This window comes from Streptomyces sp. NPDC001100 (assembly GCF_053598575.1).
This window is the reverse complement of record NZ_JBSFKO010000028.1, coordinates 1-14,263: the sequence shown is the minus strand read 5'-3', so window position 1 is coordinate 14,263 and position 14,263 is coordinate 1. Positions and strand designations below refer to the sequence as shown.

Here is a 14,263-nt window from a genome sequence, read left to right as displayed (position 1 = left end):
CTTGTGGATCTAGCGTCGGAATGCACGGGGCCGCACGGACCAGAAAGGCATTCCCACACTCATGCCCATCCCGCATACCGCCGTCATGCCCGAAGCCGGGTCCGACACCCGGACCGTCTCCCGCCGCGCCGGACAGCCGGCCGCCGCCGACCTCCTGCTGCCGGTCGACGAACTGCCCGAGACGTCGTCCTCGCCCGACCTGATCTGCCGCCGCGTACGCGACGAGCTGATGCTCGACGGCAACGCACGCCTCAATCTCGCCACCTTCGTGACGACGTGGATGGAGCCGCAGGCAAGGGAGTTGATGGCGGAGACCGCCGAGAAGAACCTCGCCGACCGCGCCGAGTACCCGCAGATCACCGCCATGGAGGAGCGCTGCGTACGGATGCTCGCGCGGCTGTGGCACGCACCGCACCCGGAACAGGTCCGCGGCTGCTCGACGACCGGTTCCAGTGAGGCCGCGATGCTCGGCGGACTCGCACTCAAGCGCCGCTGGCAGGAACGCAGGCGCGCCCAGGGCAAGGACACCGCGCGCCCGAACCTGGTCATGGGCGCGAACGTGCAGGTGTGCTGGAAGAAGTTCGCCAACTACTTCGAGGTGGAGCCGCGTTACGTCCCGATGGAGCCGGGCCGCTACCACCTGACCGCAGACGCGCTCACCGCGTACTGCGACGACAACACCATCGGCGTGGTGGCGATCCTCGGCTCCACCTTCGACGGTTCCTACGAGCCCGTCGCGGACATCTGCATGGCCCTGGACGGATACCAGGCGGCCACCGGCACCGACATCCCCGTGCATGTCGACGGCGCGTCCGGCGCCATGGTCGCCCCGTTCCTCGACCCGGACCTCATGTGGGACTTCCAGCTCGAACGGGTCGCCTCCATCAACACCTCGGGGCACAAGTACGGGCACGTCTTCCCCGGCCTGGGCTGGGCGTTGTGGCGCGACACCGGGGCCCTCCCGGACGACCTGGTGTTCGAGGTCGACTACCTCGGCGGCAGCTCCCTCAGCTTCACCCTCAACTTCTCCCGGCCGGGGGCGCATGTCGTCGCCCAGTACTACAGCTTCCTCCGCTACGGCTTCGAGGGGCTGCGGGACCTGGCGGCCCAGAGCCGGACCACCGCCCGAGCCCTCGCCGCCCGCATCCGTACCATCGCCCCCTTCGAGCTGGTCACGGACGGCTCCGAACTCCCGGCGTTCGCCTTCCGGTTGGCCCCCGGCACGCAGGGCTTCACGGTGTTCGACGTCTCCCACGGCATGCGCGCCCGCGGCTGGCACCTGCCCGCGTACAGCTTCCCCGCCCCGTGCCAGGACGTCTCCGTGCTACGGCTGGTGGTGCGGACCGGGTTCACCGCCGAACTCGCCGGCATGTTCATCGCCGACCTGACCGAGGTCACCCGGAACCTGCACACCGTCCTGCCGGCACCCGCGCCGCCGCTCCAGCCACTCGTCACCGCCTGACAAGTCGCCCTGAGGGAAACGGAGTTCGCCGGTCCCGCCGCCGTTGATCAGCGGGTGTGGCGGCGGACCGCGTCGAGGAGCTGGTCGATGTCGTCGGCGCTGTGCGAGAAGGCGGTGACGAACCGGACGATGCCCGGTTCCCAGCGGTCGTGGTAGAAGGCGTAGCCCTCGGCGAGCAGTCCCTCGGTGACGGGCGGGGGCAGGCGGCAGAAGAAGATGTCGGCCTGCGGGGTGGCCAACAGTCCCGCGCTGGCGATGGACTTGAGGCCGTCACCGAGGCGGGCGGCCATCTCATTGGCCCGGCGGGCGTTGCGCAGCCACAGCCCGTCGGTCAGGTACGCGTCGGGCCGCGCCGTCCGGAACCGCATCGTGGAGGCGAGCTGGCCCGCGCGCTTGGCGCGGAAGGCGAGCTCGGCGGCGAGCGCGGGGGCGAAGGAGACGACGGCGTCGGCGGTCATCGCGCCGTTCTTGGTGGCGCCGAAGGACAGGACGTCGACACCGGCCTTCCAGGTCATCTCGGCCCGGGTGGCGCCGAGTTGGTCCAGCGCGTTGGCGGAGCGCGCGCCGTCCATGTGGACGCGCAGTCCGGCGCCCTCGGCGATGCCGGACAGTCGGCGGATCCCCTCCAGCGTGTAGACGCTCCCGCTCTCGGTGGCCTGACTGATGCTCACCACGGACGGCTGCACGCTGTGGACGTCACCGGCCCGGCGCCCCCGCACGGCGCGGAATGCGGTGCGTCGAGCCGCACGACGCGCCGTCCGTCGGGTAGATAGCGAGCGGACACCGGCAGATCGTCGGCGACAGCGGCCGCCACCCCTTCGCGGAGCACGGCGGTCACCTCCTCCCGCCCTTCCGGATCCCCCAGCCGCGCGTCCCCGACCGGCGCCTGGAACTCGATGCGGGCCTGCCCGGGAAAGTGGATGCTGCCGGGCATCTCCCAGCCCTGCGCCCGTCCGACCGCCTCGACGAGGTGCCCGGCGGTCTGCAGCGCGGCGTGCAGCATCCGAGTCTCAAGATCGATCCGGGCCCGCACCCGCTCCCCCACGGCAAGGGACGGAAGTCCGCCGCCCACGGCTGCCGTCGCCACGACCAGCCCCGAGTCGTGGTCCCGGACCGGGACGATCTCCCGATCCTCAAGCCATCCCCGGTCGGCGGCTGTCCTCCCCCCACCCTGCGGATGAAACAGACAGTCCGCTACGTCGACCCAGGGTGTCCCGTCCCTCGAGCAGCTCCCCCTCACAGCCGACCCCGCCGCACCAACCACCCGTCAGGAAAGGGCAGTTGCCGATCCCGTGTCCGTCATGAACGATCTCGGACCATGACGAAGAGCACCGACCACCCGACCACCCGCCCCCTCGCGCTCGTCACCGGAGTGGGGCGCACCGTCGGGATCGGTGCGGGCATCGCCCGTCGGCTGGCGGCCTCGGGGTGGGACATCGCCTTCACCTACTGGGCTCCCTACGACGAGCGCATGCCCTGGGGTGTCGAGTCCGACGCGGCGTCGGCCATCACCGACACGCTCACGGAACAGGGCGCCGCAGCCATGGCTGTCGAAGCGGATCTGTCCGACCCGGATGCTCCGGCCCGCGTCTTCGACGAGGTCGGACGCGGGCTCGGCGACGTCACCGCCTTGGTGATGTGCCACTGCGAGTCCGTCGACTCCGGTCTGCTCGACACCACCGTCGAGAGTTTCGACCGGCACTTCGCGGTCAATGCGCGCGCCACCTGGCTGCTGATCCGCGAGTACGGCCGACGGTTCGCCGCCGCTCCGGGCAGCGGCCGGATCATCGCCCTCACCAGCGACCACACCGTGAACAACCTCCCCTACGGTGCGAGCAAGGGCGCCCTGGACCGCATCACCCTGGCCGCCGCCCACGAGTTCGCCCAGCTCGGGATCACCGCCAACGTCATCAACCCGGGCCCGGTGGACACCGGTTGGATGACCGAGGAGGGGCGGGCGGAGATCCTGCGGCAGACACCGCTCAACCGTCTCGGCACTCCACAGGACACCGCCCATCTCGTCGACTTCCTCTGCTCACCTCAGGGCCAGTGGATCAACGGCCAACTCCTCAAGAGCAACGGGGGGTTCGCGTAGCGGACGTCACCTGGCGCACTCCGCGGCCAGGCGCAGGCTCTCCTTGACGGCGTGCGGGATGTCGTCGACCGGGAACAGCGCGTGCCGTACGGTCCGTTCGGCGTCGATGATCAGGATCAGCCGTTTGTGCCGCAGCCGGCCCGCCGCGCGGAACGTCGGCAACCGCAGGGCGGCGGCGAGTTGGTGATGGGCGTCGGACAGGAGAGGGAACGGGATCTCCTCGGCCCGGGCGAACTCCGCTTGTTCGTGCGGGAGTTGAGTGCTGACCCCACGCATATCCACGCCCGCCCGGCGGAATTCGGGCCAGGCCTCGCGGAAGAGCCGGTTCTCCAACGTGCAGCCCTCGGCTCCGGGGATCGGTGGCTCGCCCCACTCGATGCCCGTGCCGGGGTAGGTGAACAGCACGGTCGCGGCGGCTTCCGGTGAGACGACCGGCACGTCCGTGCCCTGGATGCCGGGGAGTTGAAGGTCGTCGGGCAGACGGGTGCCGGGCAGGGCGTGCACGCGGGAGTGCTCGGCGCTGTCCTCGGCCGTGGTCGCGCTGAGAGTGCCGTCACCGAGCATCCACCGGTCGCCCCAGTCCTGCATGGCCACGAGCAGGGGCAGCAGACCGAGCCCGGCATCGGTGAGTACGTACTCGTAGCGCACCGGACGCCGCTGATAGAGGCGGCGGTGCAGTACCCCGCTCGCGACGAGCCGGCCCAGGCGTTCGGTCAGGACGTTGCGGGACAGGCCGATCCCGGCGGCCAGCGCGTCGAAACGGACATGGCCGCGGGCGATCTCCCGCAGCACCAGTACGTTCCACCAGTCCCCCAGGACCACGGCGGCCTGGGCGATGCCGCAGGTCTCGTCGGCGTTGTGCATCCTCATGCGCCCATAGTAGGTTCTCTTTCAGGACTCACTTTGTTTCATGACGGAACTTACCGCCCGCCGACGCCGGAGACGCGGGCCCTGCGTGAGGAGTTGCACCGTGACCGCCATCAGCCGGGTCGTCGCACGCGAGATCATCGACAGCCGGGGCAACCCGACCGTCGAGGTGGACGTGGAGCTCAAGGACGGATCGCTCGGCCGCGCGGCCGTACCGTCGGGCGCCTCCACCGGAGCCAGGGAGGCGGTGGAACTGCGCGACGGTGATCCAACCCGCTACCACGGCAAGGGAGTTCGGCGTGCCGTCGACGCCGTCAACGAGACCATCGCGGACGCGGTGACCGGACTCGACGCCGAGGACCAGGCCACCGTCGACCACACCATGATCGAACTCGACGGCACCGACACCAAGGCGCGCCTCGGCGCCAACGCCCTGCTCGGGGTCTCCCTCGCCACCGCCAAGGCCGCCGCGGCCGCCCACCGGCTCCCGCTGTACCGCTACATCGGCGGCGTCGACGCCCGCCTGCTGCCGGTACCGATGATGAACATCGTCAACGGCGGCGCCCACGCCGACAACCCGCTGGACTTCCAGGAGTTCATGATCGCCCCGATCGGCGCGGCCACCTTCGCGCAGGCGGTCCGCATGGGCTCCGAGGTCTTCCACACCCTGCGCCGCGACCTGATCGCCGCCGGCCACAGCGCCAACGTCGGCGACGAGGGCGGCTTCGCCCCCGACCTGCGCACCGCCGACGAGGCCCTCGACTTCGTCCTGCACGCCATCGAACGCACCGGCTACAAGCCCGGCACCGACATCACCCTCGTCATGGACCCGGCGACGTCAGAGTTCTTCCGCGACGGGGTCTACGACTACACGGGCGAGGGCCTCCGCCGTAGCCCCGCCGAACACGCCGACTACCTGGCCGAGTTGGTCGACCGCTACCCGGTCGCGTCGATCGAGGACCCGATGGCCGAGGACGACCACGACGGCTGGCGCGACCTGACCGCACGGCTCGGCGAGCGCTGCCAGCTCACCGGTGACGACGTCTTCTGCACCAACGAGACGCTGCTCAGCGCCGGGATCCGGGACGGGATCGCCAACTCCATTCTGGTGAAGGTGAATCAGATCGGGACCCTCACCGAGACCCTGGCCACCGTCGCGACCGCCCACCGGGCCGGCTACACCGTGGTGATGTCCCACCGCTCCGGCGAGACCGAGGACACCACGATCGCCGATCTCGCCGTCGCCACCGGCTGCGGACAGATCAAGACCGGGTCGCTGTCCCGCGCCGACCGCACCGCCAAGTACAACCAACTCATCCGTATCGAGGAGGACTTGGGCACCCAGGCTCGCTACGCCGGGCGGGACGCACTGGGACTGCGCCGCTGAGGCGTCCGCCTCAGGAGACCTTCGCTCCCAGCAGGTCGACCGGGGCGATGACCGGCGGCGCGCTGAGCTTCGTCTCCGCGATCTCCCCCAGGGCAGCGGCGATCCGGCCGGTCAGGTGCGCCTGCCGTCCCTGCCCGTCCTCGAAGGCGTCGAACACCCGGTTCGTCCAGGACCTGCGGATCGAGCGCGCCTCCCACCTGCTGCGCACCACCGACCTTTCCCTGGAGACCATGTCCAGGAAGGCCGGCCACGAGCACCCCCAACACCCTGCGCTTGCTGCTGCGCGAACGCACCGGGAAGACCACCTCAGCGCTCCGCGACAGCAAGTGACGCCGGTTCAGGGGCAGTTCAGGGGATGAGGACGATCTTTCCGCGCGTGTGGCGCTGTTCGAGTTCGGCGTACGCGTCGCGGACGCGGTCGAGGGGACAGGTGGCGGCGATCGGAATCTCGATACGGCCGGAGGCCACGTGGTCGGCCATTTCGGTGAGGACCTCCCGAGTGGAGGCACCTTCGCTGCCCGCGCTCCTGGTGCCGAGTTCCTGCGCCTTCTGGAACGAGATGATCGTCTCGATCCGGTCCCGGGGGATGCCGAGATCGACGGCGAGTTGGACGTAGTCGGGTCCGAACAGGTCGATGAACGCGTCGATCCCGCCGGGTGCCGCCGCGGTGAGGGACTCGGCGAGCCCGTCGCCGTACGGGACCGGGGTGGCGCCGTGGGCGGTGAGCCACTCGGCGTTGGCGGGTGAGGCGATGCCGAGGACGTTCGCACCGTGCAGGGCGAGGAGTTGGACCGTGACGGTGCCCACTCCCCCGGCGGCGGCCGAGACGGCGACGGTCTCGCCGGGCTTGGGTGCCACCGCGTCCACCGCGGCCCACGCGGTGCAGCCGACGACGTAGAGGGAGCCGGCCACTTCCCAGCTCAGGGTGGCCGGCTTGGGGATCAGTTGCGTCGCCGGTACGACGACGTGGGTGGCGTGGCTTGAGCGCTGCCAGGAGAAGCCGAGTACCTCGTCGCCGAGGCCGAAGTCGGTGACTCCCTCGCCGAGCGCGGTGACGACTCCGGCGAGGTCACTGCCCTGACCGGACGGGAAGGTAGCGGGGAAGCGCTCGCGCATCGCGCCCGAACGGATCGCCGCCTCACCGGGGTTGATGCCGGCCGCCCGGACCTCGACGAGGACTTCGCCGGCGGCGGGGCTGGGCATCGGCACCTCGGTGACGTGCAGGACGTCTCGGTCGCCGTACTCGTCGAAGCGGACTGCTCGTGCTTGCGCGGGGCTCATCTGGTCTCCTTCGTCAGGGGTGTTGGCCCGGGGTCCGGGGTGCGCGGGTTGGCGGCGCGGAGTACGGCAAGCGTGTTCGCGAGGTGGCCGAGCGCCGGGGCCGCGAGCGGACGGGCCAGCCAGGTCGCGAGCTCCCGGTCGAAGACCGGACCCGCCTCGTTCACCAAGTCCCGCCCGGCCGCCGTCAGTTCGACGATCGAGGAGCGGCGGTCGGTGCGGTGCGGCCGTCGTGCGCAGTGGCCCGCCTTCTCCAGCCGGTCGACGGCCTGGCTCGCGCCGCCGACCGTGATGGAGAGGGCGGCGGCGATGTCGTTGACCCGGCAGGAGCCCGCGCGCTCGACGACGAGCAGCACGTTCAGGCTGCCCAGGGTCACACCGCAGTCCTGGCGGAGCCGGGCGTCGATCCCGTTCCACAGGTCCGTCTCGAAACGGACCAGGTCGTCGAACAGCTGCCGCAGGTCCACGCGCGGGCCCCTTCCGGCCGAAGTGTATTAGCTCTAATCATCTTAGCTCTAATACACTTCGCGTGCGCCTCTCACGAGCGGATCAGGTGCGGCTCCGGGGCGGTGCCGCCTTCGCTGAGGCCGAACCGTGCGTGGAAGCGGCGCAGGAAGCCGGGCGCGTACCACGCCGACCGGCCGAGCAGCCGCATCGCGGCGGGGACGAGGACACCGCGTACGGCTACGGCGTCGATGAGGATGGCCAGTCCGCTGCCCAGGCCGAACAGCTGCATGAAGCTGAGCTTCGCCGTGCCGAAGGCGAAGAAGCTCACCGCGAGGAGGCAGGCCGCAGCGGTGACGATGCGTCCGGTGTGTCCGAGACCGTTGGTCACGGCGGACTCGTTGTCCGCGCCCTGGTCGTGGAGTTCCTTGATCCGGCTGGTGACGAAGACCTCGTAGTCCATCGAGAGGCCGAAGGCGATGCAGAACATCAGCACGGTCATGGAGACGTCCATCGGCTGTGCCGTGAAGCCCAGCAAGGAGGAGAGATGGCCGTCCTGGAAGATCCATGTCATGACGCCGAGGGTGGCTCCCAGGCTGATCATGTTGAGGAGCAGGGCGCGCAGCGGTTGTACGACGCTGCCGGTGAAGAGGAAGAGCAGCAGGAACGTGGTGAGGGCGACCAGGGCCACGGCGAGCGGGAGCCGGGTGCCGACGGAGTGCTTGGAGTCGACGAGCACGGCGTCGACTCCGCCCACCAGGGGCCGCCTTCCGGCGGGCACGGCGACCGCCCGCACCTCCCGGACCAGGCTCTGGGCCGCGTCGGACTTCGGTGTCAGGGTGCTGACCACGTTGATCTGCTGCGCGTCGGGGCGGCCGAGGGCGGGGTTGCCGGGATCGGCCGCAGTCGGCTGTCCCTTGGCGTAGGTACCCGTGCTGGTCTCGACGCGGACGACACCCTCCAGCCCGGACAGCTGGGTCGCGTACACCCCGAGCTCACTCTTGTTGACGGGTGAGTCAATGACGACGTGGAGAGCCGCGTCGTCGCTGCCGTTGAACTTCTCCCGCAGTACGGCGGAGACCTGACGGCTCGCGGCGTCCTCGGGCAGGACACGTTCGTCGGGGGTGCCGAAGGTGATGCCCAGCAGCGGGCTCGCCGCGAGCAGCAGGACCGCGAGGACGGGCAGCGCGGTGAGCGCGGGCCGCCGCATGACGGTGCGGGCCAGCCGTCCCCACAGGGGTGCCCGGGTGCCGGAGCGGGCACGGTTGGCCCACGGCAGCCGTCCGCCGTTGACGCGGTGGCCGAGGACGACGAACAGGGCCGGCATGACGAACAGGGTGCTGACGGCCGCGATGACGACGACACCGACCCCGGCGTAGCCGAAGGAGCGCAGGAAGTACTGCGGGAACACCAGCAGGGCCGCGAGCGCCGCAGCGACGGTCGCCGCCGAGAACGCGACGGTACGGCCCGCGGTGCTCACGGTCCGCCGTACGGCGTCGTGCACGCTCGCCCCGGTCGCGAGCTGTTCCCGGAACCGGCTGACCATCAGCAGCGCGTAGTCGATGCCGAGGCCGAGCCCCAGTGCGGTGGTCAGGTTGACCGCGAAGACGGAGACGTCGGTGACGCTGCCGAGGAGGAACAGCTCCGCGAAGGTGCCCGCGATGGCGATGGTGCCGATGGCCAGCGGCAGCAGGGCGGCGACCGCGCTGCCGAAGACCAGCAGGAGCAGTACGAGGGTGAGGGGTACGGCGATGGACTCGGCCAGCACGAGGTCCTTGGCCGACTGGGTGCCCATCTCGCTGGTCACGGCCGCGCCGCCGCCCGCCCGGACGGTGAGGGTGTCCTCGTACGGTCCGGCGTAGGCGTCGATGACCCTCTTCGCGTTCTCGTCCCGCTCGGTGTCGTTGCCCTTCACATGGGCGAGCACCACAGCTTCGTGGCCGTCCTTGGATCTGAGGTCGGGGCTGGACGTGTCCCAGAACGAGATCACGTTCTCCAAGTGCGGTTCCTTCTTGAGTTTGGCCACCAGGGCCCGGCCGCTCTGCTCCGCCGGCGTCCCGTCCACGCGGCCCCCGGTGGCGCCGACCAGCAGGACCAGGTTCGTCTCCCCATCGAACTTCCGGTCGATGACCTTCGCTGCGCGGGAGGACGCGGAGGACGGGTCGTCGTAGCCACCTCCGAGCAACTTGCCGAAGGCGCCGGCGCCCAGGACCCCCATGAGGGCCACGGCCACGACGGCGACGACGAGTACCAGCCGCGACCGGCGGATCACCAGCTCGGCTATGCGTTCAAACACGCCCGTTCTCCTTTGCTGTCCGTACGTCGAAAAAGGCGCGAAACAGATGGAGTTGCCCCATAGGGAACTCTTCGTCGCCGCGTACGACGCTAGTGACGAGCAAGAAGATTTGGCAGTGTTAGATTTTCCTCACACCTCGCAACTTCGCGTTCCCCCGGGCGAGTTGCCGTCGTACGGTCGCCGCATGCCTGCCGACGAAGCCACGACTTCCCTCCCGTCCCTGCGCGAGCGGCGCCGGGCCGCCGCCACCCAGGAGATCGTGGAGGCAGCCGAGCGCCACCTCACCGAACACGGCCCGGCAGCCCTGTCCCTGCGCGCGGTCGCCCGCAGCCTCGGCATGACCGTGCAGGCGCTCTACCACTACTTCCCGAGCCGGGACGCCCTCATCACGGTCCTCGTCACCAAGGCCTACGACGACCTGGCCGACGCCGTGCAGACAGCCACCGAGACCCCGGCGGACGACCCGGACCTGCCCCGCCTCGTGCGGGCGGCCGAGGGCTACCGACGGTGGGGCATCGCCCACCCCGAGCGCTTCCAACTCCTCTACGGCACACCGCTGCGGGACTACGCGGCACCGGCCGACGGCCCGACCACCCAAGCCACTCGGCGGATGAGCATGATCTTCGAGCGCGAGCTCTTCGAGGAGTTCACCCCGGGGCAGCTCGCCGCGGCCGACCTCCCCGCGCTCTCACCCGAACTCCGGGGGTATCTGGCGCAGTTGCCGCACTACGGCCAGGGACGTCTGCCGCCGCCCGCGACCGCCCTGCTGATGAGCGCGTGGGGACATCTGCACGGCCTGGTCGCACTGGAGGTGTTCGGGCACACCACCTTCCTCGGCGGTCACCAGGAGGAACTCTTCCGGATGGCGATGCGCAACCTGCTGGCGGACATCCACCGCCGGATCACGTGACACGGTCCGCCGGAGCGCCGTAGCGTGCCGAGGTGGATCTCTTCTCAGGCTCCTGGACAGCTCTGCTCGCGGCGGTCGCCGACCTCAACGACGCTGATTTCGAACGACCTTCGGGGTGTGCCGGGTGGCTGGTGCGGGACCTGGTCTGCCATCTGGTCATCGACGCCCAGGACGTGCTGATCACCCTCGTGACACCCGCCGACACGGAACCGACCCGCGACGCGGTGACCTACTGGGCGGTCAGCCGGACGCCACCCACCGGTGACGACCCGCTCGACGCGCTGACCGTCCGGCTGGCCGCCGCGTACGAGGAGCCCCGGCTGCTCAAGTTCCATCTGGACGACGTCGGTTCGGCCGCCGGCCGCGCCGCCCGGCTCGCCGACCCCGGTCTGCGGGTGAGCACGCAGGACCAGGTGCTCACCTCGGGCGACTATCTCTCCGCGTACGTCCTGGAGTGGACGCTGCACCACCTCGACCTGGTCGCCCATCTCCCGGACGCCGCGGGGCCGTCCGCCGAATCACTCGCCGGGGCACGCGAGTTGCTGGAGGGGATCGCCGGGGCCGCGTTCCCCGCGTCGTTCTCCGACCGGGACGCGTTGCTCGTCGGCACGGGGCGGCGTACGCCGACGGATACGGAAAGAGCACAACTGGGCCACCTCGCGACGGAGTTGCCCCTCTACCTCGGCTGACCTGTCGGCAACTCGTGGCGGGTGCACCCGAGTTGCCGACCTGAGGCGAGCGGCCGTATCACTCAGATCGCTGCCGCCGCCGCGCGGCCCGCCTGGCGGCCGGAGAACAGGCAGCCGCCGAGGAAGGTGCCCTCCATCGAGCGGTAGCCGTGCACTCCCCCGCCGCCGAAGCCGGACACCTCACCGGCCGCGTACAGACCGGGAACCGGTGTACCGGTGGCGTCCAGGACGCGGCCCGAGAGGTCGGTCTGGAGGCCGCCGAGGGTCTTGCGGGTGAGGATGTTGAGACGGACGGCGATCAGCGGTCCGGCGGCCGGGTCCAGGATCTTGTGGATCGCGGCGGTGCGGCTGAGTGAATCGCCGGTGTAGGAAAGGGCGTTGCGGATCCCCATCACCTGGGCGTCCTTCGAGTACGGGTTGTCGATCTCCCGGTCCCGGGCCTCGATCTGCCGCTGGAGATCGGCCAGTTCGATCAGGCCGTCGCCGGTCAGCCTGTTCATGCCGAGGACCAGTTCGGAGAGGCTGGATGCGGTGACGAAGTCGACGCCGTTCTTCCTGAACTTCTCGATCGGCTCCGGCGTCTGCCAGATGCGCGAGAGGAGCTTCAGGATGTCCTTGTTGGTGAGGTCGGGGTTCTGTTCGGACCCGGAGAGCGCGAACTCCTTCGCGATGATCTTGCTCGTGGTGACGAACCACGAGTAGTCGTAGCCGCTGGCGGTGATCGAGCCGAGGGTGTGGAGGGTGTCGTAGCCCGGCATGTCGGGGGCGGAGAAGCGCTTGCCCTTGGCGTCGAACCACATGGAGGACGGGCCCGGGAGGATGCGGATGCCGTGGTTGGGCCATATCGGGTCGTAGTTCTTGAGGCCCTCGGTGTAGTGCCACATCCGGTCGGGGTTGACGATACGGCCGCCCGCCGCCGCGGTGATGCCCAGCATCCGGCCGTCCACGTAGGCGGGCACGCCGGTGATCATGTTCTTGGGCGGGGTGCCGAGCCGGGCCGGCCAGTTCTGCCGTACGAGGTCGTGGTTGGCGCCTATGCCGCCCGACGTGACGATCACGACGGGGGCCTTGAGCTCGAAGTCGCCCACCACGGTGCGGGAGGTGGCCTTGCCGCGCTGGGCGGTGCTGGGTTCGAGGACCGAGCCGCGGACGCCGGTCACGGCACCGCCGGTGCGGACGATCTCGTTGACCTGGTGGCGGAACTTGAAGACCACCTTGCCGCTCGCGACCCCGGCCCGCACCTGCTTCTCGAACGGCTCGACCACGGCCGGTCCGGTGCCCCAGGTGACGTGGAAACGGGGCACCGAGTTGCCGTGTCCGTCCGCGAGGCCGCCGCCGCGCTCCGCCCAGCCGACGATCGGGAACCAGCGGATGCCAAGGCCGTAGAGCCAGGACCGCTTCTCGTTGGCGGCGAAGTCCACATACGCCTCGGCCCACTTGTGGGCCCAGTAGTCCTGGCCGGCCGGGTCGTCGATACCGCGGTCGAAGCCGGCCGTGCCCAGCCAGTCCTGCCAGGCCAGCTCCTGGGAGTCCTTGATGCCCATGAGCCGCTGCTCGTCGGAGTTGATCAGGAACAGTCCACCGAAGGACCAGAACGCCTGGCCACCGAGGTTGGACTCGGGCTCCTGGTCCAGGAGCAGCACCTTCTTTCCGGCGGCGACCAGTTCGGCCGTCGCGACCAGTCCGGCCAGGCCGTGGCCGACGACGATGGCGTCGGCGTCCGAGGTGCCGGCCGCGAACGCCGGTACCGCGTGCGCCGCGAGGGCGGCACCGGCGGCGACTCCGCCGGCCACCGTCAGTGCTCTTCGTCTGCTGATCGCCGTGGGGGACGTCAGGTTCTCCATGAGGTGCCTTCCGAATGAGTACGGGAGGTGCGGGAGGTGTGCGCGACACGTGGCGCGTGCCGCGACACCTCTGTTGTTACCGCCGGTAGCACCTAAGGAAACCAAGCTGTGTCGGCAGTGTTGCGCAGGTCCGGGTCACGCCATGTCGAGTGGTCCTTCCCGGTCGATGAAGCGGCCGGAGCCCGCGCCCGGCCCCTCGGTGGCGAGCCTGACGATCGCGTCGGTTCCCTCGGTGACGGTCTGGGGACCGCTGTGGCCGTTGAGGTCGGTCGCCGTGTAGCCGGGATCGGCGGCGTTGACCCGGACGTCCTTGAGGGCCTTGGCGTATTGAGTGGTCAGCATGGTGAGTGCCGCCTTGGACGCGGTGTAGAGCGGCGCGACGACGGAGGACTCGATCCGCGACGGGTCGTGCGTGATGGCGAGGGACCCCATGCCGCTGCTGACGTTGATGACGACCGGGTCGGCCGAGCGGCGCAGCAGTGGGAGGAAGGCGGTGGTCGTGCGGACCGCGCCGAAGACGTTGACGTCGAAGACGGCGAGCGCGTCGGCACCCGTCAACTCTGCGGGATCCCCGTGCGGGCCGTGCACTCCGGCGTTGTTGATCAGGACGTCGAGTACGCCTTCGTGTACGGCGACATCGGCCGCCGCGGCGGCGACAGAGGCGTCGTCGGTGACATCGATGCGGACGAACCGCGCACCCAACTCGACGGCGGCAGCGGCACCCCGCTCCTCGTCGCGGGCCCCGACGATCACGGTGTGGCCGAGGGCGAGGAGACGACGGGCGGTCTCGTGGCCGAGCCCCTTGTTGGCTCCGGTGATGAACGTGGTGGTCATGCGTCGATCGTCCGCGCGGCGCCGGTGCTGTGCCAGGGACGGCACGACCGTAGGAACATCATTACCAGGATCATGAGTTCAGGGGCAGGATGGAGGGCATGGCATTGACATCCTCCCCCAGCTGAAGCTGGGGGATTCCTGGCTCAGGCTGCCTTCG

At 70.1% G+C, this 14,263-nt stretch carries 14 protein-coding genes; 5 read left to right on the top strand and 9 right to left on the bottom strand.

The window, feature by feature from the left end; translation table 11 throughout:
- Positions 1 to 61 precede the first annotated feature (61 nt).
- Positions 62 to 1,462, top strand: coding sequence for a glutamate decarboxylase (locus ACWDEW_RS32885; RefSeq protein ID WP_450517599.1), 1,401 nt, complete (start codon positions 62 to 64; stop codon positions 1,460 to 1,462).
- Between the two features lie 47 nt (positions 1,463 to 1,509).
- Here the strand turns inward: ACWDEW_RS32885 and ACWDEW_RS32880 are convergent, their stop codons facing one another.
- Complete coding sequence (locus tag ACWDEW_RS32880) at positions 1,510 to 2,133, bottom strand: threonine aldolase family protein (protein WP_450517598.1); 624 nt, start codon at positions 2,131 to 2,133, stop codon at positions 1,510 to 1,512.
- Positions 2,130 to 2,549 carry a hypothetical protein gene (locus ACWDEW_RS32875; protein WP_450517597.1) on the bottom strand — a complete coding sequence of 140 codons (420 nt, stop codon included), beginning with the start codon at positions 2,547 to 2,549 and terminating at the stop codon, positions 2,130 to 2,132. Before ACWDEW_RS32875 ends, ACWDEW_RS32880 begins: the two co-directional genes overlap by 4 nt.
- Positions 2,550 to 2,780: 231 nt before the next feature.
- Here ACWDEW_RS32875 and ACWDEW_RS32870 point away from each other — a divergent pair, with 231 nt between their 5' ends.
- Entirely contained in the window at positions 2,781 to 3,557 is a 777-nt protein-coding gene (locus tag ACWDEW_RS32870; RefSeq protein ID WP_450517595.1) for an SDR family oxidoreductase, read from the top strand.
- A gap of 6 nt (positions 3,558 to 3,563) precedes the next feature.
- On the opposite strand, the gene ACWDEW_RS32865 is transcribed toward ACWDEW_RS32870, so the two are convergent.
- Positions 3,564 to 4,427, bottom strand: coding sequence for a winged helix-turn-helix transcriptional regulator (locus tag ACWDEW_RS32865; protein WP_450517593.1), 864 nt, complete (start codon positions 4,425 to 4,427; stop codon positions 3,564 to 3,566).
- A 100-nt stretch (positions 4,428 to 4,527) separates the two neighbouring features.
- On the opposite strand from ACWDEW_RS32865, the gene eno reads away from it, so the two are divergent.
- Positions 4,528 to 5,811 carry a phosphopyruvate hydratase gene (gene eno, locus ACWDEW_RS32860; RefSeq protein WP_450517591.1) on the top strand — a complete coding sequence of 428 codons (1,284 nt, stop codon included), beginning with the start codon at positions 4,528 to 4,530 and terminating at the stop codon, positions 5,809 to 5,811.
- Positions 5,812 to 5,821: 10 nt separating this feature from the next.
- Here eno and ACWDEW_RS32855 read toward each other — a convergent pair whose 3' ends face one another.
- The 4 genes from ACWDEW_RS32855 to ACWDEW_RS32840 form a co-directional block, all read right to left on the bottom strand.
- Positions 5,822 to 6,022 (bottom strand): hypothetical protein, encoded by a 201-nt coding sequence (locus ACWDEW_RS32855; RefSeq protein WP_450517590.1) that lies wholly within the window; start codon positions 6,020 to 6,022, stop codon positions 5,822 to 5,824.
- Between the two features lie 137 nt (positions 6,023 to 6,159).
- Positions 6,160 to 7,092, bottom strand: a complete 933-nt coding sequence (locus ACWDEW_RS32850) for an NADP-dependent oxidoreductase (RefSeq protein ID WP_450517588.1) — start codon at positions 7,090 to 7,092, stop codon at positions 6,160 to 6,162.
- Complete coding sequence (locus ACWDEW_RS32845) at positions 7,089 to 7,556, bottom strand: MarR family winged helix-turn-helix transcriptional regulator (protein ID WP_450517586.1); 468 nt, start codon at positions 7,554 to 7,556, stop codon at positions 7,089 to 7,091. Before ACWDEW_RS32845 ends, ACWDEW_RS32850 begins: the two co-directional genes overlap by 4 nt.
- 71 nt (positions 7,557 to 7,627) lie before the next feature.
- Positions 7,628 to 9,829, bottom strand: coding sequence for an MMPL family transporter (locus ACWDEW_RS32840; RefSeq protein WP_450517584.1), 2,202 nt, complete (start codon positions 9,827 to 9,829; stop codon positions 7,628 to 7,630).
- Positions 9,830 to 10,013: 184 nt separating this feature from the next.
- On the opposite strand from ACWDEW_RS32840, the gene ACWDEW_RS32835 reads away from it, so the two are divergent.
- Together ACWDEW_RS32835 and ACWDEW_RS32830 are read left to right on the top strand one after the other, a co-directional pair.
- Complete coding sequence (locus ACWDEW_RS32835) at positions 10,014 to 10,739, top strand: TetR/AcrR family transcriptional regulator (protein WP_450517582.1); 726 nt, start codon at positions 10,014 to 10,016, stop codon at positions 10,737 to 10,739.
- A 32-nt stretch (positions 10,740 to 10,771) separates the two neighbouring features.
- Positions 10,772 to 11,428, top strand: coding sequence for a maleylpyruvate isomerase N-terminal domain-containing protein (locus tag ACWDEW_RS32830; protein WP_450517581.1), 657 nt, complete (start codon positions 10,772 to 10,774; stop codon positions 11,426 to 11,428).
- Between the two features lie 62 nt (positions 11,429 to 11,490).
- Here ACWDEW_RS32830 and ACWDEW_RS32825 read toward each other — a convergent pair whose 3' ends face one another.
- Both ACWDEW_RS32825 and ACWDEW_RS32820 read right to left on the bottom strand, forming a co-directional pair.
- The gene (locus ACWDEW_RS32825; RefSeq protein ID WP_450517579.1) at positions 11,491 to 13,272 is read right to left on the bottom strand and encodes an FAD-binding dehydrogenase; all 1,782 of its coding nucleotides are present in this window, start codon (positions 13,270 to 13,272) and stop codon (positions 11,491 to 11,493) included.
- Positions 13,273 to 13,407: 135 nt separating this feature from the next.
- The gene (locus tag ACWDEW_RS32820; RefSeq protein WP_450517577.1) at positions 13,408 to 14,106 is read right to left on the bottom strand and encodes an SDR family NAD(P)-dependent oxidoreductase; all 699 of its coding nucleotides are present in this window, start codon (positions 14,104 to 14,106) and stop codon (positions 13,408 to 13,410) included.
- Positions 14,107 to 14,263 lie beyond the last annotated feature (157 nt).